Here is a 21,533-nt window from a genome sequence, read left to right as displayed (position 1 = left end):
CCGGGCCTGCTTGAAAAGAATCGGACCTTCTGGTTGGTTTTAATGGGGCGGTGGATCCGCGACGCGGATCCACCGGCAACGGACCCATGGACAACGGAGGCACCCGTGGCACGGCAGGAGCGTGCGGTACGTACGCGGCGCGCGATCTTGGAGGCGGCGGCAGCGGTCTTCGACGAGCGCGGCTACGACGCGGCCACCATCGCGGACATCCTCTCCCGGGCGGGCGTCACCAAGGGCGCCCTGTACTTCCACTTCTCCTCCAAGCAGGAGCTGGCCCAGGGCGTGCTCGACGAGCAGTTCGCCGAGGGCGGGGTGCCCCACCGGGAGAGCAAGCTGCAGGAACTCGTCGACGTCGCCATGGTGCTGGCGTACCGGATGAAGCGCGAGCCCATGCTCAGCGCGGGTGCCCGGCTCTCCCTGGGGCCGGGCATGCGCGACATCTTCGGCGGCGGCTCGGTGCCGGGCTGGATCGAGTTCACGCGGACCCTGCTGGTGCGGGCGAAGGAGCAGGGCGAACTGCTGCCGCACGTGGACCCCGCCGAGACGGCCTGGATCCTCTCCGCCTGCTGGACGGGCGCGCAGATCTACTCGCAGACCCTGAGCGACCGTGCGGACATCGAGCAGCGGGTGGCCGCCGTCTACCAGCACATCTGCCCCAGCATCTCGACGCCCGCGGTCCTCGCCCGGCTCGACATGGCCCCCGACCGGGGGGAGCGGGTGAGCGCGGAGATGAGGCGCGGCACGGGCCCCGGCGCGGCGCAGGAGTCCGAGCCGGCCCTGAACTGAGGCCGGCGGCCGGCGGCCGGCGCCGAATCCGGGCCGGCGCCGAATCCGGGCCGGCGGGGAACCGGGGCGCTCGGGCGGGGGCGGAGGGGCCGGCGGGGCCGGTGGGGCCACTGGGCTCGAGCGGGACTCGAGCACGGCTCCGGTTCCGGCGCCGACTGTGACCCGCAACGATCTGAATACCCTCTTGGGCAAACCGCGTTGGCGGTTTGTGGAGACTCCATGGTCAAGCAGGAACGTGCCGCTCGCACGCGGGAAGCGCTGGTGCGTGCGGCCGCGGAGGTGTTCGCCGAGGAGGGGTTCGTCACCGCGTCGATCTCGGTGATCAGCCGCCGGGCCGGGGTGAGCGCCGGGGCGCTGCACTTCCACTTCGCCAGCAAGACCGCGCTCGCGCAGGCCGTGGAGGACCGGGCGGCGCGGGCGCTGTGCGGGATCATCCCGGTCACCGCCGGCCGGCCGGCGCAGCCCGCCGCCGGGGGCGGCTTCCTGCAGGTGCTGGTCGATTCCACGCACGCCCTGATGGCCCTCCTCGCGCACGACGTGGTGGTGCGGGCCGGCTTCGGGCTGTGCGCGGACCCCTCCTGGAGCGGTGGGGCGGACCTGCGCCGCCAGTGGCGGCTGTGGGTCGAGGAGGCCGTGGCCGCCGCGGCGCGCGAGGGCTCCCTCGCCCGCGGCCTGGCCCATGAGGACGCGGCGCGCGGGGTGGTGGCCGCCACGGTGGGGCTGGAGGTCCTGGGCGCCTGCGACCGCGAGTGGGTCGCGCCGCACACCCTCACCCGGTTCTGGGCGCTGATGCTGCCGCGCCTCGCGGCGGAGGCGACCCTGGGCGCCCTGCTGCCCCAGGGCTCGCCGGCGGGCACCCCGGTGCCGCCGTCCGGGACCACCGAATCAGACTGACTGGTCTCTTTCCGGTGGGGCAGACCGTGTTCCTGTGGCCCGCGTCGAGGGCCGATCGAGGCCGGCTGCAGCGGCTCCGGACCCAGGCCGGGAAGATGAAATGCCAGTTCATCGTAGGTTTTTGAGGGTCAGTCAGATGTGCTGGATCGTCAAAACAGCACGACCGGTTTGATATTGACAAACCGCTGGTCCTGTTTTCTACTGGCTGTGCGACTCATCCAAGGACAGGGGAGTACGGCGTGGACATCGATGTACTGGGCGCGTTGGCGGTGCGGGAGAACGGGATCTCCATCACGCCGACCGCCCCCAAGCCCCGGCAGGTCCTGGCCCTCCTGGCCCTCCATGCCGATCAGGTGGTGCCCGTATCGGCACTCATAGAGGAGCTGTGGGCGGGCGAACCGCCGCGCAGTGCCCGTACGACACTGCAGACCTACGTCCTGCAGTTACGGGCACTGATCGCGGCCGCCCTGGAGCAGGGCGCTGCTGCTGCTTCGGTTTCGGGCGAGGGCGGTAGTGGGAGCGCAGAAGGGGGCGGGGAGCCGGCCGGCCGGACCGCCAAGGACATCCTGGTCACACTGCCCGGCGGATACCTGCTCAGCAGCGGCGGCGGGACCCTGGACGTGCGCGAGTTCGACCGGCTCGCGGGAACCGGCTACCGCGCGATGGACGCCGGGGACTTCCCCGGCGCCGCACGCCTGCTGCGGGAGGCCCTGTCCCTGTGGTCCGGGCCCGCCTTCGCCGACGTACAGGGCGGCGTCCAGCTGGACATGGAGACCCGGCGCCTGGAGGAGACCCGGCTGTGCGCCCTCGACCAGCGCATCGAGGCCGACCTGCGGCTGGGACGCCACCGGGAGCTGCTGGCCGAACTGACGGTACTGGTCACCCGGTACCGCACCCACGAGAACCTGCACGGGCAGTTCATGCTCGCCCTGCACCGGTCGGGACGCCGGGGCGAGGCACTGGATGTGTACCAGCGGCTGCGCGCGACGCTCGTGCGCGAGCTGGGACTTGAGCCGTCCGTGGCACTGCGGCGCCTGCAGCGGTCGATCCTGATGGCCGGGCCGGAGAGCCTGGCCGAGGCCCACGCGGAGCCGGGCGGCGAACGGCTCGTACGGGTCTGAGGCCCGGCCCCGGCCGCACGGGCCCGCGGCGAGCGGTCCGCGGCCCCGGAGCGGTCCGGCAGCCGGGAGTTCGGAGCTCTGTCAGGGCGAGAGGAGACGGCTCGGTGCAGGAGAGGTCGGAGCGGACCCGGAGGCGGCTGGTCTACGCCGGGGCCGAGTTGTTCCACCGCAATGGATACGCCAACGCGACGCTGGGCGAGATCGCGGCCGCGGCCGGAGTGACGAAGGGAGCGCTGTACTTCCACTTCGCCTCCAAGGACGAACTCGCCGAAGCCGTGCAGCAGCGCGGATGCGCACTGCTGCACGACGCGGTGCGCGCGCTGCGCGAGGACGGGGTCTCCCCGCTGCAGGCACTGATCGACATCACGCACTGGCTGGCGTGGACCCTGCACGAGGAACCGGCGATCCCGGCGAGTTTCCGCATCACCAAGGAATGCGGCGGCGCGGGCCCCCGCGGGCCCGCCGGGGCACGCCCGGTGGTCGTCGACTTCCACGGGGCCTGGCTCTCGGCGGTCGCCACCCTGCTGCGGCTGGCACGCGACGCGGGAGAACTGCCCGCCGCCGGCCGCCGCTGGGAGAGCGCACAGGCCCTGGTCGCGGCCGCGGCGTGCGGTATCGAAACCATGTCGGCCACCGGCATGTCCTACGCGGAACTGCAGGGGAAAGTAGGGGCGTTGTGGGCACTGCTGCTGCCCAGCCTGGTCGCCGCCGGACGGGAGCACGACTACCAGACCGACGCGGAGCTCTCCGGGGCGCAGTCGGTACGGATCGGCTGGTGACCCGCCGCCCCGCCCGCCCCCGCCCGCCGCTGCCACCGGCACAACCGGCACAACCGGCACAACCGGCGGGGCCGGCGGGGCCGGGCCGCGGCGCGCGCAGGGCCCCGCAGCAGCGGGACCACCGTGCCCCCGCACCCGACGACTTGGGGAAGAGAACGTGGAGATTCAGGTTCTGGGCCCGCTGAGCGCCGAGGTCAACGGGGGATCCATCGTTCCGACCGCCCGCAAGCCCCGGCAGATCCTCGCGCTCCTCGCCCTGTACCCGGGGCGGGTGATGCCCGTGCCCACCCTCATGGAGGAGATCTGGGGAACCGCCCTGCCGCAGAGCGCGCTGACCACCCTGCAGACCTACATCCTCCAGCTGCGCCGACGGCTCGGCACCGCCATGGGACCGGGCGGACCCGACGGCGCCAAGGACGTGCTCGTCACCCGGCACGGCGGCTACCTGCTGCAGATACCCCCCGAGTCCGTGGACGTCCACGCGTACGAGAGCCTCGTCGCCCGGGGCCACAGCGTCTTCGAGCAGGGCGACGACGAAAGCGCGGCAGCCCTGCTGCGGGCGGCGCTCGCGCTGTGGCAGGGACCCGCACTGGTCGACGTACGGGCCGGACCGATCCTGGAGATCGAGATCCTGCGCCTGGAGGAGAGCCGGCTCGGCACCGTGGAGCGGCGCATCGACGCCGACCTGCGGCTGGGCCGGCACACGGAACTGCTGGCCGAACTCACGGAACTGATCGCCCGCCACCCCCAGCACGAGGGACTGCACGCGCAGGCGATGCTCGCCCTGTACCGGTCGGGCCGCCAGGCCACCGCCCTGGACGTGTACCGCCGGCTGCGCGGACGCCTGATCGAGGACCTGGGCGTGGAGCCGTCACCGCAGCTGCAGCGCCTGCACCAGGCCATGCTGACGGTGGATCCGGCGCTGGACGTGCAGGCCGGGCCGAAGCGGGGGTCGACGTTCGACCGGTACGCCGTCTGACCGCGCACCGCCCCCGGCCGCACCCCCCGGCCGCACGGCCGCACGGCCGCTGAGCGTGCCGCCCCGCACCCCGCAGCCCGCACGACGCGGCGGTGAGCACCGCCGCGTCCACGTGCACCGCCGCTGCCGGGGCGCCGCCCCGGACCCCGCACATCAAACGCCGGCGGGGCTGAAACCGGTGCGGGCCGGCGTCCTGCGCCCTGCGCCTCACGTGCCGGCGGGGGCTTGATCCGGGGTGGCCCGGTGGGCGGGTCAGTGGTTCGGCCAGCCGATGTCGTCGTCCGGCTGGTCGTCCTGGGCCGTACCGGCGACCGATGGCCTCATCGTCGACTCCAAGGCGCTGCATACGGGAGGAACAGGGCGCCGGCCGGTGCGACGGCCGGATTCTGGAGAGTCTGCCTCGGCGGGGTCGAGGACCGCTCGAGGACCGCATGAGACGGGCCCGGAAACGGTGGCAAAGGTTTGCCCGGCCGTTGCCGCGGACCCTACGCTCGGTGCCGGTTCCCGACAGATTCCTTGCCCGCGACCCCAAGGATGCCCATGCTGCGACAGCCCGCGTTCGGACACCGCCTCAGGAAGCTCCGGCTGGCCCAGGGCCTGTCGCAGACGGCGCTGGCGGGCGAGGGCATGTCCACCGGCTACCTCTCCCGCCTGGAGTCCGGGGCCCGCCAGCCCACCGACCGCGCCGTGGGCTACCTGGCCGGCCGCCTCGGCCTGCAGGCAGCCGACTTCGAGGAGCCGGCGACCGGCTCCCTGGCCCACGCCCTCACCCTCGCCGCGTCCACCGGCGCCCCCGACGCCGTCGTGGCCCTGCGCCAGGCCCTGGCCGCCGAGGGCCACGAGAGCCCGGTCCTGCGCTGGCAGGCGCTGTGGCTCCTCGCCGGCGCCGCCCGCGTCCAGGGCGACCACACCACCGAACGCGAGCGCCTGACCCAGCTCGTCGCACTCGGCGACGACGTGGGCGTCAGCGAACTGCGCGTACGCGGCCTGACCCGCCTCGCCCGCTGCCTGCGCTCCGTCGGCGAGATCACCCCGGCCGTGGACGCGGCCGTCGAGGCCCACCGCATCGCCCTGCACGAGGAACTCGGCGTCGAGGACCGGGCCGCCGCCCTGCTGGCGCTGGTCTCCGTACAGGCCGAGGCGGGCCGCACCGGGGAGGCCCGCCTCCACGCCGACGAACTGACCGCCCTCGTCGAGGGCCGCTCCGACGCCCTGTGGGCCGAGGCCATGTGGACCGCCGCCGCCATCCGCATGCACCAGGGCGACTACTTCGGCGCGCAGGCCTGCCTGGACGACGCCCTCGACCGGTTCAGCAGCCAGGAGGACCTGATCCTGTGGATCCGGCTGCGCCTGGCCGCCGGCCGCCTGCACCTGCAGAAGATGCCCGCCGACCCCGCCCGGGCACAGCACCGCGCCCAGGAGGCCGAAGCCGCCCTCGCCCTGGTCGGCACCCCCGCCCTGCGGCAGGACCTGACCGCCCTCAAGGCCGACCTCGCCTTCGCCACCGGCCGTTACGACGACGCGCGCGCCCTGCTCGGCGAACTGGCCGCCGACCGGCCCAGGATGACCTACCGCGGCCAGGTCCGGCAGGAGATCCTGCGCCACCAGCTGATGATCCTCGACGGCGACCCGGCCGGCGTCCCGGGCCTGCGCGCCCTGGCCCAGCAGGCCCAGGAGGACGCCAACATCGACCTCGCCGCCGAGATCTGGCGGGTGCTGGCCGACGCACTGACCCAGACCGGCCGCACCGGCCCGCCCGCCACGGCGGCCCCGCCCGCCCGGGGTTGAGGAAGCCTCGAGTCCCCTGCGGCAGGCTGGGCGCACCCGCCGCACACGATCAGGGGAGGTGCCCGCCATGCCCGCGCAGCGCGTGCACACCATCGAGCGGACGGCGCGGATCGCCGCCCCCGCCGGCGTGGTCCACGGACTGCTCGCCGACGCCGCGCGCTGGCCCCTCCTGCTGCCCGCACCCGTCCACGTCGAGCGCATCGACTTCGACGGCGTCCGCGAACGGCTGCGCCTGTGGGACGTGGACGGCGACCGGATCCGCTCCCACCACCTGCACCGCGTGCTGCACCCGCACGCACGGACCGTCGAGTTCGAGCAGGAGGACACCGCCCGCCCCGGCGCCCCCACCACCGGCACCTGGACGGTCCAGGAGAGGGGCACCGCACACTCCCTGGTGACACTGCGCCGCCACCGCACCCTGGACGCCGCGCCCGCCGCCGCCACCGCACACAGCCGCCGGGAGTGGGAGAGCGAACCGGACCTGCAGCTCGCCCACCTCACGGCGGTCGCCGAACGCTGGGAACACCTGGACCGGCTGCTGCTGTCCTTCGCGGACAGCGCGCACATCGACGGCCCCGCCGAGCTGGTCTACGACTTCCTCCACCGCATCCAGGACTGGCCCGAGCGCCTCCCGCACGTGGAGTCGGCCGAGGTGAGCGAGGACGTCCCCGGCGTGCAGCTGGCCGCCCTGGACACCTGCGCCACCCCCGACGGCCGCACCCGCTCCACCCGCGTGGTGCGCCTGTGCTTCCCCTCGGCCGCACGGATCGTCTTCAAGGAACTGCGGACGCCCGAGCCCCTCGCCGCACACACCGGCGAATGGTCCCTGGTCCCCGAAGGGAACGGCGTACGGGTCGTCTGCGCCCAGCAGGTGATGCTCCGCGAGGACGCCACCGGAGCGGGCCCGGGCGACGACGCCGGCCTCGCCGAGGCCCGCCGGCACGTCCGGACCTGGCTGGGGCAGGCCGCCGCCGAGACCCTGCGCCTGGCCGGCTGGCAGGCACGGACCGCCGTGCGCCGGCTGCGATGACCAACGGAAGGCGACCGCCGATGGCACCCACCCGGCACACCCACCCGGCCCACCCGGCCCACCCGGCCCACCCGGCCCACCCGGCCCACCCGGCCCACCCGGCGGACGGGCCGGACGGGGCTTTCGGAGCGCCGCTGTACCTCCAGGGCCCGGAGGGCCCCTGGGACGAGGCGGGGGACCGGATCGAGGACACGGGCCACGCGCTCGTCTGCACCACCTGGGGCCAGTGGCTGGCCGCCGTGCTCCTCGACCCGGCCCTGCGCCCGCTGCTCGGCGACGACTGGCCGCGGTTCCGGCAGACACCGGCCGCGGCCGGGCGGCTGCGGCTCGCCGTCTCGCGCTTCGTCATGACGTACGCCGCGGCCACCGCCCTGGAGGTGCCCGTCCACACGGTGGAACTGGACCACGGTGCGGACGGCCGCCCCGCAGTGCGGGCGCCCCGTGCCGGGGTGGAGATCGCGCTGGCGCACTGCGGCGAGCTGATCGTGGTCGGCGTCAGCCGCACCGGGCCGCTCGGCGTGCACGCGGAGCCCGCCGACCGCGACGTCCGCACCCTGGCGCCGCCCGCCCGGCCGTGGACCCCGCAGGAACGGTCCGTCCTCGACGCGCTCCCCGAGGACGGACGCCGGGAGCGGCTGCTGCGGCTGTGGACCCTGCAGGAGGCCCGCGCCCGGGCGCTCGGCCCCGGGGCGGCGCAGGGGGCACCGGCGGCGGGGGAGTGGAGTGCGGCCACCCACCTCGTCCAGGACCGCTACCTGGTCGGCGAGGCGCACCTGCTGCGCCCCTGACCGCCCCCGGCCGGTGACGGCGAAGCCGCCCTCAGGCGGCGAACAGGTCGAACGTCGAGGTGTGCCGCGGTCCGGCGAGCACATCGAGCTGCGGGTCGACGGCCAGCATGGCCTGGTGCAGGCGCTGCAGCTGCGGTGACGGCTCCACGCCCAGGTCCTCGATCAGGCGGCCGCGCAGCCGGCGGTACACGTCCAGGGCCGTGGCCTGGCGGCCCGACCGGTACAGGGCGACCATGACCTGCGAGTGCAGCCCCTCGTGCTGGGGATGACGTGCCGTCAGGTCCGTTAATTCGGCAATCAGTTCGGCGTGCCGGCCCAGCCGCAGGTCGGCGTCGATGCGCCGCTCCACGGTGACCAGGCGGCTCTCCTCCAGGCGCAGCACCTCGATGTCGAGGATCGGCCCGACCCGAACGTCGACCAGCGCCGGCCCCCGCCACAGGTCCAGCGCCGCCCGCAGGCGGTCGGCGGACACCCGGTCGTCACCCGACTCGAAGGCGCTCTGGCCCTCGCGGGCGAGGCGTTCGTAGTCGTGCACGTCGACGCTCTCCTCGGGCACCTGGAGCAGGTACCCGCCGTGCCGGGTGGCCAGTACGTCCTTGGCGCCGCCCGGGGCTCCGGGGCCCATCGCCGTGCCCAGCCGGCGGCGCAGCTGGAGTATGTACGTCTGCAGGGTGGTCAGCGCGCTCTGCGGCGGCTGGGTCCCCCAGATCTCTTCCATGAGCGTGGGAACGGGTATCACGCGTCCGGGATACAGCGCGAGAAGGGAAAGCACCTGTCTCGGCTTTCCCGCGGTCGGAACAATGGATCCCCCGTTGACCTCGGCACTCAACGGACCCAGAACCTGAATCCTCACGGTCTCCCCTCCGTACTCCTCAAGCTCCCCCGGCACATTTCTGCCACCGGTGGCGGAGGAACTGCCCCCGTGCCGCGCACGCTAGCCGCGGTGGATGTTCTCCATCTCTTTCCTCCACCCAACTTCGAGCCGTCTTCGGTTACGGCCAGTCGATGCGGGCCGGGGCCGGGGCGGATCCCGGGGCGCTGGCCGAGGACGGCGCGACGGGCCAGTCGATGGGCCCGCCGTCGGCCTGGGCCGCGCCGCCCGCGGTGAGCACGGCGGCGGTGGCGAGAGCGGCGGTGGCGACGAGGCGGGCGAGGTTCTTCATGGTGACTCCTCCGTGGCAACTGTTTGTTCTTTCCTGGCAACTCTTCTGCCAAGAAGCTTGGCCGCACCCGCTCGGGATTCGCTCGTCAATCACTCGAGACGAACTGGAGAACCCCATCAGAACCCCCATGACCTGCAAAGGAATTGACTCGGAAAGAGCCTGGCAAGACATTGCCACGCGTTGCCAAGGGATCTGGAACTCGAGTTTCGCCGGAGCCGCCGCAATCCGGCGTTGCCAAAACTGCCGGCCGCTGGGCAATGTATTGCCAAGTCCATTGGCAATGCCTGGTACATGAGGGCCGTGCACATCCCGCGGCCCCGACAGCGGGGGGAGGCCCCTGAAATGAACGCGCCGACGCACCACGGGGAACGAACGGCCCACCTGGACACCGCGGGAACCGGCCGGATGCCGGACGCCGTACGCACCGTCCTCGCCCGCTGCACGGCCCTCGACGACCGCCTCGGGACCGCCGCACTGCAGGAGAGCCTCGGCGACGTCCTGCACACCCGCATCCACGAACGCCTCGGCGCCCTGCTGTCCGTACCCGCCGCCGACACCATCCTGGCGACCGGAGCGGCGCAGGCCTTCGAGGCCTACCTCCACGGCATCACCCCCGGCCCGGGCGACCGGATCTGGACCACCCCCCACGAGGGCGTGGCCAACCTGACCGCCCTGCACGCCCTGCGCGACCGCACCCGCTGCCGCCTGGAGGTCGTCCCGCTGCGCCCCGACGGGGACCTCGACCTGGACTGGATGCGCACCCACCTCGACGAGGACGTCGCCCTCGTCTCCGCCGTCCACCTCTCCCCGGCCTGCGGAACCGTCAACCCCGTCCACGACATCGGCCGCCTCCTCGCCCCCCACCGCGCCCGCTACACCGTCGACGCCTCCCACTCCGCCGGCCGGCTCCCCGTCGACGCCGCCCGCATCGGCTGCCACCTGCTCACCGCCGACGGCTGGCGGTTCCTGCGCGGCCCCCACAACACCGGATTCGCCTACATCGCCCCCACCCCGCACCTGGCCCCGGACGCTGCCCCGTACCGGGCGGCCGCCCCCGAGCCGGCCGCCGTCGCCGCCCTGGACGCCGCCCTCGCCCACCACACCGCCACCGCCCGCCCCCCGCACGAGGACCTCCTGCCCCTCCTGCGCGCCGCCGTCCGGCACACCCCCGGCATGGAACTCCTCGCCGGCGGACAGGAGCAGGCCGCCATCCTCGCCTTCCGGCACGCCCAGATCCCCGCCGCGGCCATCCGCCGGGGCCTGGCCCGCCGCGGAGTCGTCCTGGCCAAGACCGTCGCACACGAAACCCCCCTGCACCCGGCCGGCCGCGTCACGGCCCCCGCACTGCGCGCATCCCTCCACCACGACAACACCGCACAGGACATCGACCGCTTCCGGCAGGCCCTCGCAGAGGTCCTGCAGGAGGAGCGGGGCGCCGCCGCCCACCCCGCCCACCCCGCCCGCGGCGCACTCGCCGCCGCGGGAGCCGCCACCACCCCCCTCGGCCCGGCCGGCCGGGCCGGGCCGGGAGGCTCCGGCGCGCCGTCCCCGTACCGCGCACGACCGGTCCGCCGCCGCGGCCACCTCACGCTGCACCGGGCGACCTGAGACCCGCCATCTTCAGACCTGGAGGAGCCACATGAGCATCAGCCAAGCGCCACCCCTGCAGGCCCCCGACCGCGCCGCGGAACTGGCCGCCATCAAGGCCGGCGCCGCAGCCGGCCCCGACGAACGGGCCACCGAACGCCAGCACGCCAAAGGCAAACTGACCGCCCGCGAACGGATCGGCCTGCTGCTCGACGAGGGCTCCTTCCACGAGATCGAGGCCCTCAGACGGCACCGCGCCACCGGCTTCGGCCTGGAGACCAAGAAGCCCTACACCGACGGCGTGGTCACCGGCTGGGGAACCGTGGACGGCCGCACCGTCTTCGTCTTCGCCCACGACTTCCGCATCTTCGGCGGCGCCCTCGGCGAGGCCCACGCCGAAAAGATCCACAAGGTGATGGACCTGGCCCTCGCCGCCGGCGCACCCCTGGTCTCCCTCAACGACGGCGCCGGCGCCCGCATCCAGGAAGGCGTCTCGGCCCTGGCCGGCTACGGCGGCATCTTCCAGCGCAACACCCGCGCCTCGGGCGTCATCCCGCAGATCAGCGTGATGCTCGGCCCCTGCGCCGGCGGCGCCGCCTACTCACCCGCCCTGACCGACTTCGTGTTCATGGTCCGCAACACCTCACAGATGTTCATCACCGGCCCCGACGTGGTCCGCGCCGTCACCGGCGAGGAGATCACCCAGAACGGCCTCGGCGGCGCCGACGTCCACGCCGCCGTCTCCGGAGTCGCCGCCTTCGCCTACGAGGACGAACCCACCTGCCTGGAGGACGTACGCCACCTCCTGTCCCTGCTGCCCGCCAACAACCGCGAGACCCCGCCCCGCGAGGACACCGGCGACCCGGCCGGCCGCCGCACCGACGCCCTGTCGGCCATCGTCCCCGCCAACCCCCAGCAGGCCTACGACATCCGCAAGGTCATCGAGGAAGTCGTCGACGACGGCGAACACTTCGAGATCCAGCCCGCCTGGGCCACCAACGTCGTGTGCGCCCTCGCCCGCATGGACGGCCACGTCACCGGCTTCGTCGCCAACCAGCCCGCCAGCCTCGCCGGCGTCCTCGACATCCACGCCAGCGAAAAAGCAGCCCGCTTCGTCCAGTTCTGCGACGCCTTCAACATCCCCCTGGTCACCCTCGTCGACGTCCCCGGCTTCCTGCCCGGCGTGGACCAGGAACACGGCGGCATCATCCGCCACGGCGCCAAACTCCTCTACGCCTACTGCAACGCCACCGTCCCGCGGATCTCCCTCGTCCTGCGCAAGGCCTACGGCGGCGCGTACATCGTCATGGACTCCCGCTCCATCGGAGCCGACCTCGCACTGGCCTGGCCCACCAACGAGATCGCCGTCATGGGCGCCGAAGGCGCGGCCAACGTCATCTTCCGCCGCGAGATCGCCGCCGCGGCCGACCCCGACGCGATGCGCGCACAGAAGATCAAGGAATACACCACCGAACTCATGCACCCCTACTACGCCGCCGAACGCGGACTCGTCGACGACGTCATCGACCCCGGCGAGACCCGCACCGTACTCACCGGCGCCCTCGCCATGCTCCGCCCCAAGTACGCCGACCTGCCGTCGCGCAAGCACGGCAACCCGCCCGTATGACCGCCCCGGAAACCCCCGCCGCACCCGCCGCGGCGGGCACCCCGGACGCGCCGCACACCTGGCGCATCCGCCGCGGGAACCCCGACCAGGACGAGACCGCCGCCGTCCTCACCGTCCTGACCGCCCTCCTCCTGCACCGCGCCGCACCCGCCCCGCCACCGCCGCGCACCACCGCCGCCGGCTGGGACCGCCCGCCCCCCGGCCGCCACCACCGCACCGGCAGCTGGCGGCACTGACGGCCCGCCCGCCACCCCTGAGCCGGCCTCCATCCCCCTTCCGCCGCGCCACGAGTTCCCTGCGCCATCCTGCACCCAGCAGAGACGGGCGACGGAGGGACGAGCATGACGGTGAAGGCGATGGACAAGGCCCCCGAGCGGCCCGTGGCCCTGGTCACCGGGGCCACCGGCGGCATCGGACTGGCCGTCGCCCGCGACCTGGGCGCCCGCGGACACCGGGTGTTCCTCTGCGCCCGCACCGAGACCAAGGTCAAGGAGACCGTCACCGACCTCCAGGCCGAAGGACTCACCGTCCAGGGCGCGGCCGCCGACGTGACCGACCGCACCGCCGTCGAGAACCTCGTTGCCGCGGCCGTGGCCGCGTACGGCGCGCCCGTCAGCATCCTGGTCAACAACGCGGGCCGCAGCGGCGGCGGCGCCACCGCCGGCATCACCGACGAACTGTGGCACGACGTCATCGCCACCAACCTCAACAGCGTCTTCCTGCTCACCCGCGAGGTCCTCAACCGCGGCGGACTCGGCGCCGAACCCTGGGGCCGCATCATCAACATCGCCTCCACCGCGGGCAAGCAGGGAGTACTCCTCGGCGCCCCCTACTCGGCCTCCAAACACGCCGTCGTCGGCTTCACCAAGGCCCTCGGCAAGGAACTCGCCCCCACCGGCACCACCGTCAACGCGGTCTGCCCCGGCTACGTGGAGACCCCCATGGCCGCCCGCGTGCGCAGCGGCTACGCACAGGTGTGGGACACCACCGAGGACTACGTCCAGGAGCAGCTCGAATCCAAGATCCCCCTCGGCCGCTACTCCACCCCCCAGGAAGTGGCCGGCCTCGTCGGCTACCTCACCACCGACCTCGCCGCCTCCATCACCGCCCAGGCCCTCAACGTGTGCGGCGGACTGGGCAACTACTGACCCCGCCCCGCCGCCCCCCCCGGGGCGGGGACACGCACAGCGCGAGGGCCCCGGACATCACCCGTCCGGGGCCCTCACGCCTGCCCGTACCGCCTGCTCACAGCATCGACGGCGACCCCGAAACGTCCCACGTCAGCGCCTGCGGGGCGATCCCCGCGGACCGCCAGCGCGCCACCACCGCACCGTCCACCGGCTCGTCCGACAGCAGCACGTGCCGCAGCGACGGCAGACCGCCCCCGCGCACCACCGCGCCCAGCCGCGCGAACGCCGACGGCAGCTGCGTCACCACCGTCACCCGCTCCTTCGCCAGCAGCCGGGCGAAAGCACGCGCATCGCACGCCGTGTCCCGGTCCACGACCACCGCACGGCCCCCCGACAGCAGCGGACCCCACAGCTCCCGCATGCCCACGTCCAGGCTCAGGGAGTGGAAGAACGTCCACACGTCGTCCAGACCCGCACCCAGCACCGGGACACAGCCGTCCACCCACGACAGCACCTCCCTGTGGGACACCGGACGCACCGCCACCGCCCGCCCCGGGTCACCGCCCGCGGGCAGCGCCCAGAACGCCGTCCCCGCCGGCACCTCACGGCGTCCCGCCACCTGCGGCCGGACCGCGACGACGAACCGGCCCACCTTGACCACCGGGATCTCCCCGTGCAGCAGACCCGCGTCCGAGACGACCACCTCGGCCCCCGCGTCACGCATCAGGAACTCCTGCAGACCCGCACCGTGCCCGGGCTCCAGCGGCAGCACCGACGCCCCCGTCCGCAGCACGCCGACCACCGCGCCCGCCGTCCTGCACGAACGCTCCGCACGGACGGCCACGGCCGAGCCCGGGCCCGCCCGCCCCGACAGGCGCCGCGCGATGTCGTCGGCCAGCCACTCCAGTTCCAGATAGGTCACCTCCGCCTCCGCGTCCCGGGCCGCGACCCGGCCGGGATGACGGGCGGCCAGGGAAGCGAAACGGACGTCGATGCGGTCCCGGCGCCAGGGCCGCCCGCCGGACGGGTCGAGCCCGATCCGTCCGAACAGACCCGCCAGTTCGGCGGACAACCGGTCGAGCTCCGGATGATCCGGAATGGCATTCATGCGGCCTCCCAGCGGCGGGGTCGTAACTCCACCGACGATGCTGCCGGGGCGCACATGAGAACCGCTCAAGCCCCCGCCGCGGACCACCTCTCGGGGGCCGCTCAAGACCCCCTCGAAGAAGGGTCCATGAAGGGTCGAGGACCACTCGGGACACCCTGGCCCACCCCCCGGGAGCATGCCTACGATTCTCCAGCTCATGCCGAAGCCACCAGCTCACCGCCGCGCTCCGAGCCACCACTCGTAGACGCACGCATATGGAACTGAGCTTTGTGGCTATGGCCCGTCTCGCGAGACTGGACTTGACTGTACTCATGACTCAGAACGCGCAGAACACGCAGATCACCCTCGTCATCGGCGGTCACGGCAAGACCGGCCGACGTGTCGCCGAGAAGCTTTCCGCCCAGGGCCGCCAGGTCCGCATCGGCTCCCGCTCCGGGCAGCCCGCCTTCGACTGGCACGAGCCCGCCACCTGGGCACCCGCCCTGGAAGGCGTCGACCGGGTATACGTGACCTACTACCCCGACCTCGCCTTCCCCGGCGCCGCCGAACAGGTCGCCGAATTCTCCAAGGCCGCCGTCGCCGCCGGCGCACGCCGCCTGGTGCTCCTCTCCGGCCGCGGCGAGGAGGCGGCCGAGGTCAGCGAGAACAACCTCAAGGCCTCCGGCGCCGACTGGACGATCGTCCGCTCCAGCTGGTTCAACCAGAACTTCAACGAGAGCTTCTTCCTGGAGCCCGTCCTGGCCGGCGAGATCGCCCTGCCCACCGGCGACGCCGTCGAGGCCTTCGTCGACGCCGACGACATCGCCGACGTCGTCGTCGCCGCACTGACCGACGACAAGCACATCGGCAAGACCTACGAACTGTCCGGCCCCCGCCTCCTCAGCTACAGCGACGTCGCCGCCGAACTGACCAAGGCCACCGGCCGCGACATCAAGTACATCTCCGTCACCAACGAGGAGTACCGCGCCGTCCTGCGCGAGAACAACCTCCCCGAGGAGTTCGCCGACCTCTTCACCATGATCCTCGACGGCCGCAACGCCCACCTGGTGCACGGCGTCGAAGAAGCCCTGGGCCGCAAGCCCAAGGACTTCGCCGACTTCGCCCGCGAGGCCGCGGCCACCGGAGTCTGGAACGTCTGACCCGCGCCCGGCCCGCTTCCACCAACCGCACCATCCCTTTCGCTCCTTGACCGGGCGGCGACTCTGGTACGGCCGCCGCCCGGTACTCGGGGCACAGGAGGTTCCCATGCCCACGCCCCGGACGTACTCCAGCGAAAACGGACTCGAAGCGCTCCCCCCGTACTTCCACGGATTCGCCCTGATGCACATCGCGATGCGACGCGACGCAGCCCGCCTGCGCACCGCCGCCCCCCGATGGAACGGCGCCGGAGCCGACTGGTGGCAGCACCTGCGCGAAACCATCGAATGGCACCACACCAGCGAGGACGACGTCCTGTGGCCCGGACTGCGCCGCCGCGACAGCGACTTCGACGCCCAGGCCCGTGAACTCCACGACGACCACGAGGAACTGGACGCCGCCATGGCCGCCGTGTCCACCGCCATCGCCCACCGCGGCGACAACCTCCCCCGCGCGGCACAGACCTTCGAAGGCATCCTGCGCGACCACCTCCGCGACGAGGAACGCATCGTCTTCCCCGTCTTCGAACGGCTCGGCGAACGCGCCTACCTCGCCGAGGAACGCAAAGTCGTCGCCAGCGCCCCCCTGCGCGTGATGACCCGCCTCCAGCCGTGGATGTTCGACGGAGCCCCCCGCCGGTCGGTCGCCCACGTCTCCGCCACCATCCCGCCACCGGTCCGCCTGATCGGTGCCACGCTCCTGCAGCGCCGCTACACCCGCACCCTGAAGGGAATCCTGAAGTGACCGGCACGACCACACAATCCGTGACCCTGGTGGCCGCCACGGTGGGCACCGGCCTGATGGCCGGCCTCTACTTCGCCTTCGACATCTCGGTGATGCCCGGCCTCGGCCGCGGCGACGACCAGACCTACGTCACCGCCATGCGCAACATCAACGACGCCATCGACAACGGCCTCTTCGGCCTCCTCTTCCTCGGCGCGTTCCTGGCGACCGGCGTCGCCGCCACCCAGCAGCAGCGCGGCGGCCGCCCCGACGCCGCCCGCTGGGGCTGGGCCGCCTTCGCCCTGTACGGCCTCTCCCTCGCCGTCACCGCGATCGTGAACATCCCCCTCAACAACCAGCTCGCCCGGGCCGGCACCGACGCCGCCGCCGCCCGCTCCCGCTTCGGCGGCCGCTGGACCTCCGGGAACATCGTCCGCACCGTCGCCTGCACCGCCGCCCTGGCCGCCCTGGGCCGCGCACTGACCCTGCACGGCCGCGCCTCGGCCGCACCGACCCCGTAAAACCGCCCTCCCCGGCCCGGCCAAGGGCCACCCCCCACCCCGCGAACGGCGCCCGCTCTCTTTCCGTCCCCCGCGGGAGAGCGGGCGCTTCGCTGCACCCTCCGAGAGAGGATGAAGACATGGACACGCTGACCGGCCTCCTCGAAGGCCCCAAAGCCCGCGGGGCCTTCCTCCTCAAGTCCGTCTTCAACCCGCCCTGGTCACTGCGCGTCGAGGACCGGGCCCCCCTCTCCGTCGTCACCATGGTGCACGGCACAGCCTGGCTCGTCCCCGACCACGCCGACCCCGTCCTGATCCGCCCCGGAGACGTGGCCGTCGTACGGGGCCCCGACCCCTACACCGTCGCCGACGCCCCCGGCACCCCCGTCCAGATCACCGTCGGCCCCGAACAGCGCTGCAGCACCCAGGAGGGCGAGGACGTCACCGACACCATGGCCCTGGGCGTGCGCACCTGGGGCGACACCTTCCAGGACGCCGGCTCCTCGGTCATGCTCAGCGGCACCTACCAGGCACCCAGCGAAATCGGCCGCCGGCTGCTCAGCGCCCTGCCCACCCTCCTGGTCCGCCCCGCCGAAGCCGCCGACAACACCCTGGTCACCCTGCTCACCTCGGAGATCTCCAAGGACGAACCCGGCCAGGAGATCGTCCTGGACCGGCTCCTGGACCTGCTGCTCATCGGAGTCCTGCGCACCTGGCTGGCAGCACCCGGCAGCGGCGCCCCCGCCTGGTACCGCGCCCAGAGCGACCCCGTCGTCGGCCCCGCCCTGCGCCTGCTCCACGAAAACCCGGTCCACGGCTGGACCGTCGGGGAACTCGCCCTGAAGGTCGGCGTCTCCCGGGCCGCCCTGGCCCGCCGCTTCACCGACGTCGTCGGCGAACCCCCGGTCGCCTACCTGACCGGCTGGCGCCTGGCACTCGCCGCCGACCTGCTGCGCGAACCGGACGCCACCGTCACCACCGTCGCCCGCCGCGTCGGCTACAGCTCGGCCTTCGCCCTGTCGGCAGCCTTCAAACGGGTACGGGGCATCAGCCCCCAGGAATTCCGCAACGGCGCGACCCCGTCCACCGCACCCCGCACCGCCCAACCCGCCCGCACCGTCGTCCTGCCCACCGACCGGGGCTGACCCCGCGCGGCGGCCAAGTCCGCCGCGGGGGAGGGCCCGAGCGGTCACACTGTGGGGGAGAGACCACCTCAGCCGCCTGCCGCGTCCCGCACGCCGCCCGCCTGCCGCTCGATCTCCGCGGCCGGGAACGGCGTCCGCCTGCTCTCGGTGAGCAGACGGCGGAAGAAGGAGTCCACGACAAGGGTGGAGCGTGCGTGCCGGTCGATGACATCCGTGACCTCGGGCGGGATGCCGCCGGGCCGCCGGCCCGCTGTCCAGTCGCGCAGGAACACCTCGCGACCCGTCTCACCGCGCACGCCGTCGAGCACGTGGTGTCGCAGCAGGTGGCTCGCGGTGTAGCAGCGGTCGAACGCCAGGTGGTCCGAGAGGAACCCGGACTCCTCCGCGGAAAGGTCGAAACAGTCGCTCAGGGCAAGCCCGAAGTCGGCGAAGTAGAGCCGGCGGCCATCGGTCAGGATGTTGGCGAAGTGAGCATCGAAGTGGACAAGTCCGCGAGAACTCATGAAGGCGGCCCCGCCCGTCAGGGCTTCCTCCACCCAGCGCAGGGGCGAGCCCTCCCCGCCCTCCCGCACGGCGCTCTCCCGCTCGGCCAGCCATCCGGCGAGCGTGTACGGCACGTGCTCCAGGAAGACCACCAGGCTGCACGAGGACCGGCCGATGGCCTCCAGCCGGCCACGAACGGCCGGCGACCCCTCCCAGTGCGCGACAGCCCCCTCCAGGCCCCCGAAGGCGTCGGTGAATCCTTCGGGAGGGGAGTCGGGCAGAACCCGCCAGTGGTACATCAGAGGAAATCCCGCGTACGCGTCGCCGAGTACCCAGTTCGTGGTCATCGTGTGCACGGCGAGCTCCCGCCAGGCACCGAACCCCGCCGAGCCCACCCCGTACTGGTAGAACAACGGCAGCCGGAAGACGTTCGCCGTCGACCGCACGTTCTCCGGCCGCAGTTCGATGTCCGTCAAAGGGATCCGCTTGACGAAGACACGCGTTCCGTCGACGTCCAGCTCGGCCGACCTGCCGCCGATGCCCGACCCGAGCGCAGTGGCACCTGCCACGGCCTCACCGAGCCGGTGGTCGCTCAGCAGGGAGAGCCCGGTGCTGACGGCCCCGTAACCCGCCAGGCGCGCGGCGCGGCGCCGGTCATGGTCCCGCATCGACGTCTCCTCGGTGCCCGGACCAGGGCTTCGGCAATCCCGCGTACGCCGCCGACCCTACGCCGTACCGGCCGGCGCGGGCCCGAGAGCAGGACCGCAAGGACCGGCCGGGGCCGGCCGCACGGCGCCCGCGTGTTCCACACGGGTCACCGCCGTCAGGACCAGGCCCCGCCCGGCCAGCCAGCGGCCCTCGTACACCGGGTCCACCGGCGACGGCACCGGCGGGCGCAGGGTGGCCGTGAACGTGCCCGCGGGGGAGAGGGCCACCGAGGCGTCACGGAAACCCAGCCAGATCCCCGTCGCCGGATACCAGGCCTTGTACACGGCCTCCTTCGCCGAGAAGAAGATCCGCTCCCACGGCAGCGAGGCATCCGCTGCGGCAAGGCCCGCCAGATGGGCGCGCTCCGCACCGCAGGCGATCAGCCCGAGGACCCCCGGCGGCAGCGGCCCCGCCGGCTCCGCGTCGATACCCAGGGCCGCCACCGACGAGGCCGGGGCGGCCACCGCCGCACGGTACCCCTCGCAGTGGGTGATGCTGCCGACCACACCGGACGGCCACTGCGGGGCCCCGCCCGGGCCCGGGAGCAGGGCCACCGGCCGCCGCCCCAGCTCGCTCAGGCAGCGCCGCGCACAGGCCCGCGCCGTCGCGAACTGCCGGCGCCGCCGCTCCCGGCGCCCCGCCATCAAAGCCGCCTCGGCAGGGAACAGCACAGCGGGCGCCGCGTCGTCGAAGGCTTCCGATGACGTGACGCCCGGAGGCAGGAGTTCCTCGATCATCGCGAGGCGAGCTCCATCGCCGCGGCCACCGCCAGCAACGGCCGCTCCAGCGGCAGCATGTGGCCCGCGTCCGGGACCCGTTCGAAGCGGGCACCGGGGATCACCTCCGCGAGGACCTCGGCCAGCGCGATGTCGATCACCTTGTCGCCCTCGCCGTGCAGGACCACCGCCGGCACCGTGACCGACCGCAGCGCCTCGCGGACGTCCCAGCCCCGCGTGCACCGGAAGAACTCCGCCCGCACCCGGGGCGCGGCCGCCGCGAACAGCTGCCGGTTCACGTCCCGCACCACCGGGTCCACCTCCTTGCCCATGGTGGAACCCAGCAGCCTGCGGCCCAGCCACGGACGGCCGAGCGCCCTGGAGAACACGGCACTGCCCATCATCTTCACCTCGCTGTCCGGGGTGTCCTGGCCGTGCGCCGCCGTGCCCAGCAGCACCAGCCCGCGCAGCCGGCCCGCCGACGGCGAGGTCGCCGCGTAGCCGAGGGCGGCGAACCCGCCGCCCGAATGACCGACGACCACCGCCTCCCGCGCGTCCGTCTCACCGAGGACCGCCGCCAGGTCCGCACTCAGCCGCTCCACCGAGACCGGGGTACGGCCCAGCGTCGAGGCGCCGTGACCGCGCTGGTCGTACAGCACCACCCGGTGCCCGGCCCGGATCAGCCGGTCCGCGACCGTGCCCCACACCCGCCGGGTGTGCGCCCAGCCGTGCACCAGGACCACGTCCGCGGCCGCCGGCGTGCCCGCCAGCGGCGCCAGCACCGTCACCTCCAGCGCGGCCCCGTCGTCGGTGCGGACCGTCAGCTCACGGGTGAGCCCCGCCGCCGCCGTGCTCACCGCGGCACCGCCGACAGCTGCCGGTCCAGGGACTCGAACGCTGCCAGCGTGCCCCTGGAGTGCTCCGCACCCAGGTCCGCGACCTTGGCCAGCACCTTCAGCCAGCCGTGCGGGCTGCCGGTGAAATGCATGGAGATACGGGTACGGCCGTCCGCCAGCGGCTCCACACGGAACGTGCTGGGACCCCGGAACACCCCGTCCACGTACTCGATGTCCAGGCGCCGTCCCGGCTCCACCGCCACCGTCCGCGAGGTGAAGCGCAGCTTCAGCCCGCCCTTGTCGGCGCCCTTGGTGTGCACCGTCACGCCCACCATGCCGCCGACCTCGTCGGGGGCACCGGACACCGCCGTGAACGTATTGGCCGGCACCCACCACTTGCGGGCCCCGCGGAACTCCGCGACGAGCGCCTCCCACACGGCATCCGCCGGGGCGTCGATCACCGCCTCGTCGATCAGGTCGTACGTCGTCATACCGAACCCTCCAG

At 73.4% G+C, this 21,533-nt stretch carries 23 protein-coding genes; 16 read left to right on the top strand and 7 right to left on the bottom strand.

Annotated features, from left to right (window positions below; all coding sequences use genetic code 11):
- Positions 1–105: 105 nt before the first annotated feature.
- The 8 genes from OG444_RS00710 (at position 106) to OG444_RS00675 (ending at position 8,165) form a co-directional block, all read left to right on the top strand.
- The gene (locus tag OG444_RS00710; protein ID WP_327260178.1) at positions 106–786 is read left to right on the top strand and encodes a ScbR family autoregulator-binding transcription factor; all 681 of its coding nucleotides are present in this window, start codon (positions 106–108) and stop codon (positions 784–786) included.
- A 219-nt stretch (positions 787–1,005) separates the two neighbouring features.
- Positions 1,006–1,680: a ScbR family autoregulator-binding transcription factor gene (locus OG444_RS00705; protein ID WP_327260177.1), complete on the top strand. Its 675-nt coding sequence runs from the start codon at positions 1,006–1,008 to the stop codon at positions 1,678–1,680.
- Positions 1,681–1,919: 239 nt separating this feature from the next.
- The gene (locus tag OG444_RS00700; protein WP_327260176.1) at positions 1,920–2,801 is read left to right on the top strand and encodes an AfsR/SARP family transcriptional regulator; all 882 of its coding nucleotides are present in this window, start codon (positions 1,920–1,922) and stop codon (positions 2,799–2,801) included.
- A 104-nt stretch (positions 2,802–2,905) separates the two neighbouring features.
- The gene (locus OG444_RS00695) at positions 2,906–3,580 is read left to right on the top strand and encodes a ScbR family autoregulator-binding transcription factor (RefSeq protein ID WP_327260175.1); all 675 of its coding nucleotides are present in this window, start codon (positions 2,906–2,908) and stop codon (positions 3,578–3,580) included.
- A gap of 157 nt (positions 3,581–3,737) precedes the next feature.
- Positions 3,738–4,559 carry an AfsR/SARP family transcriptional regulator gene (locus OG444_RS00690; RefSeq protein WP_327260174.1) on the top strand — a complete coding sequence of 274 codons (822 nt, stop codon included), beginning with the start codon at positions 3,738–3,740 and terminating at the stop codon, positions 4,557–4,559.
- A gap of 540 nt (positions 4,560–5,099) precedes the next feature.
- Positions 5,100–6,347 (top strand): helix-turn-helix transcriptional regulator, encoded by a 1,248-nt coding sequence (locus tag OG444_RS00685; RefSeq protein WP_327260173.1) that lies wholly within the window; start codon positions 5,100–5,102, stop codon positions 6,345–6,347.
- A 67-nt stretch (positions 6,348–6,414) separates the two neighbouring features.
- Positions 6,415–7,377, top strand: a complete 963-nt coding sequence (locus OG444_RS00680; protein WP_327260172.1) for an SRPBCC family protein — start codon at positions 6,415–6,417, stop codon at positions 7,375–7,377.
- A gap of 20 nt (positions 7,378–7,397) precedes the next feature.
- Positions 7,398–8,165 carry a 4'-phosphopantetheinyl transferase family protein gene (locus tag OG444_RS00675; protein WP_327260171.1) on the top strand — a complete coding sequence of 256 codons (768 nt, stop codon included), beginning with the start codon at positions 7,398–7,400 and terminating at the stop codon, positions 8,163–8,165.
- Positions 8,166–8,196: 31 nt separating this feature from the next.
- Here the strand turns inward: OG444_RS00675 and OG444_RS00670 are convergent, their stop codons facing one another.
- On the bottom strand, positions 8,197–9,018 hold the full coding sequence (locus tag OG444_RS00670; RefSeq protein WP_327260170.1) for an AfsR/SARP family transcriptional regulator: 822 nt from the start codon (positions 9,016–9,018) through the stop codon (positions 8,197–8,199).
- A gap of 139 nt (positions 9,019–9,157) precedes the next feature.
- Positions 9,158–9,328, bottom strand: coding sequence for a hypothetical protein (locus tag OG444_RS00665; protein WP_327260169.1), 171 nt, complete (start codon positions 9,326–9,328; stop codon positions 9,158–9,160).
- Between the two features lie 342 nt (positions 9,329–9,670).
- Between OG444_RS00665 and OG444_RS00660 the strand changes: the two genes are divergently transcribed.
- The 4 genes from OG444_RS00660 to OG444_RS00645 all read left to right on the top strand — a co-directional run bounded on the left by OG444_RS00660 (position 9,671) and on the right by OG444_RS00645 (position 13,690).
- A complete protein-coding gene (locus OG444_RS00660) occupies positions 9,671–10,936 on the top strand; it encodes an aminotransferase class V-fold PLP-dependent enzyme (protein ID WP_327260168.1) in 1,266 nt (421 codons plus the stop codon).
- A gap of 31 nt (positions 10,937–10,967) precedes the next feature.
- Positions 10,968–12,542, top strand: coding sequence for an acyl-CoA carboxylase subunit beta (locus tag OG444_RS00655; RefSeq protein WP_327260167.1), 1,575 nt, complete (start codon positions 10,968–10,970; stop codon positions 12,540–12,542).
- Positions 12,539–12,778: an acyl-CoA carboxylase epsilon subunit gene (locus OG444_RS00650; protein ID WP_327260166.1), complete on the top strand. Its 240-nt coding sequence runs from the start codon at positions 12,539–12,541 to the stop codon at positions 12,776–12,778. Before OG444_RS00655 ends, OG444_RS00650 begins: the two co-directional genes overlap by 4 nt.
- A gap of 105 nt (positions 12,779–12,883) precedes the next feature.
- Positions 12,884–13,690: an SDR family NAD(P)-dependent oxidoreductase gene (locus OG444_RS00645; protein WP_327260165.1), complete on the top strand. Its 807-nt coding sequence runs from the start codon at positions 12,884–12,886 to the stop codon at positions 13,688–13,690.
- Between the two features lie 97 nt (positions 13,691–13,787).
- On the opposite strand, the gene OG444_RS00640 is transcribed toward OG444_RS00645, so the two are convergent.
- A complete protein-coding gene (locus OG444_RS00640; protein ID WP_327260164.1) occupies positions 13,788–14,780 on the bottom strand; it encodes an AMP-binding protein in 993 nt (330 codons plus the stop codon).
- 311 nt (positions 14,781–15,091) lie between these two features.
- Between OG444_RS00640 and OG444_RS00635 the strand changes: the two genes are divergently transcribed.
- The 4 genes from OG444_RS00635 (at position 15,092) to OG444_RS00620 (ending at position 18,285) form a co-directional block, all read left to right on the top strand.
- Entirely contained in the window at positions 15,092–15,919 is an 828-nt protein-coding gene (locus tag OG444_RS00635; protein WP_327260163.1) for an NAD(P)H-binding protein, read from the top strand.
- Between the two features lie 106 nt (positions 15,920–16,025).
- The gene (locus OG444_RS00630; RefSeq protein WP_327260162.1) at positions 16,026–16,661 is read left to right on the top strand and encodes a hemerythrin domain-containing protein; all 636 of its coding nucleotides are present in this window, start codon (positions 16,026–16,028) and stop codon (positions 16,659–16,661) included.
- Entirely contained in the window at positions 16,658–17,161 is a 504-nt protein-coding gene (locus tag OG444_RS00625) for an anthrone oxygenase family protein (protein WP_327260161.1), read from the top strand. The genes OG444_RS00630 and OG444_RS00625 overlap by 4 nt, the downstream gene beginning before the upstream one ends.
- A 119-nt stretch (positions 17,162–17,280) precedes the next feature.
- Positions 17,281–18,285, top strand: a complete 1,005-nt coding sequence (locus OG444_RS00620) for an AraC family transcriptional regulator (protein WP_327260160.1) — start codon at positions 17,281–17,283, stop codon at positions 18,283–18,285.
- Between the two features lie 68 nt (positions 18,286–18,353).
- Here the strand turns inward: OG444_RS00620 and OG444_RS00615 are convergent, their stop codons facing one another.
- Genes OG444_RS00615 through OG444_RS00600 form a run of 4 tightly spaced genes read right to left on the bottom strand, consistent with a single transcriptional unit; the run spans position 18,354 to position 21,519 of the window.
- Positions 18,354–19,436 (bottom strand): protein kinase family protein, encoded by a 1,083-nt coding sequence (locus tag OG444_RS00615; RefSeq protein WP_327260159.1) that lies wholly within the window; start codon positions 19,434–19,436, stop codon positions 18,354–18,356.
- A 57-nt stretch (positions 19,437–19,493) separates the two neighbouring features.
- Positions 19,494–20,213, bottom strand: a complete 720-nt coding sequence (locus OG444_RS00610) for a 4'-phosphopantetheinyl transferase family protein (RefSeq protein ID WP_327260158.1) — start codon at positions 20,211–20,213, stop codon at positions 19,494–19,496.
- Positions 20,210–21,049 carry an alpha/beta fold hydrolase gene (locus OG444_RS00605; protein ID WP_327260157.1) on the bottom strand — a complete coding sequence of 280 codons (840 nt, stop codon included), beginning with the start codon at positions 21,047–21,049 and terminating at the stop codon, positions 20,210–20,212. The genes OG444_RS00610 and OG444_RS00605 overlap by 4 nt, the downstream gene beginning before the upstream one ends.
- Complete coding sequence (locus tag OG444_RS00600) at positions 21,046–21,519, bottom strand: SRPBCC family protein (protein WP_327260156.1); 474 nt, start codon at positions 21,517–21,519, stop codon at positions 21,046–21,048. Before OG444_RS00600 ends, OG444_RS00605 begins: the two co-directional genes overlap by 4 nt.
- Positions 21,520–21,533: the final 14 nt, after the last annotated feature.

Origin of the sequence: Streptomyces sp. NBC_01232 (assembly GCF_035989885.1) — a bacterium.
GTDB lineage: Bacteria > Actinomycetota > Actinomycetes > Streptomycetales > Streptomycetaceae > Streptomyces.
This window is presented reverse-complemented; position numbering and strand designations above follow the sequence as displayed.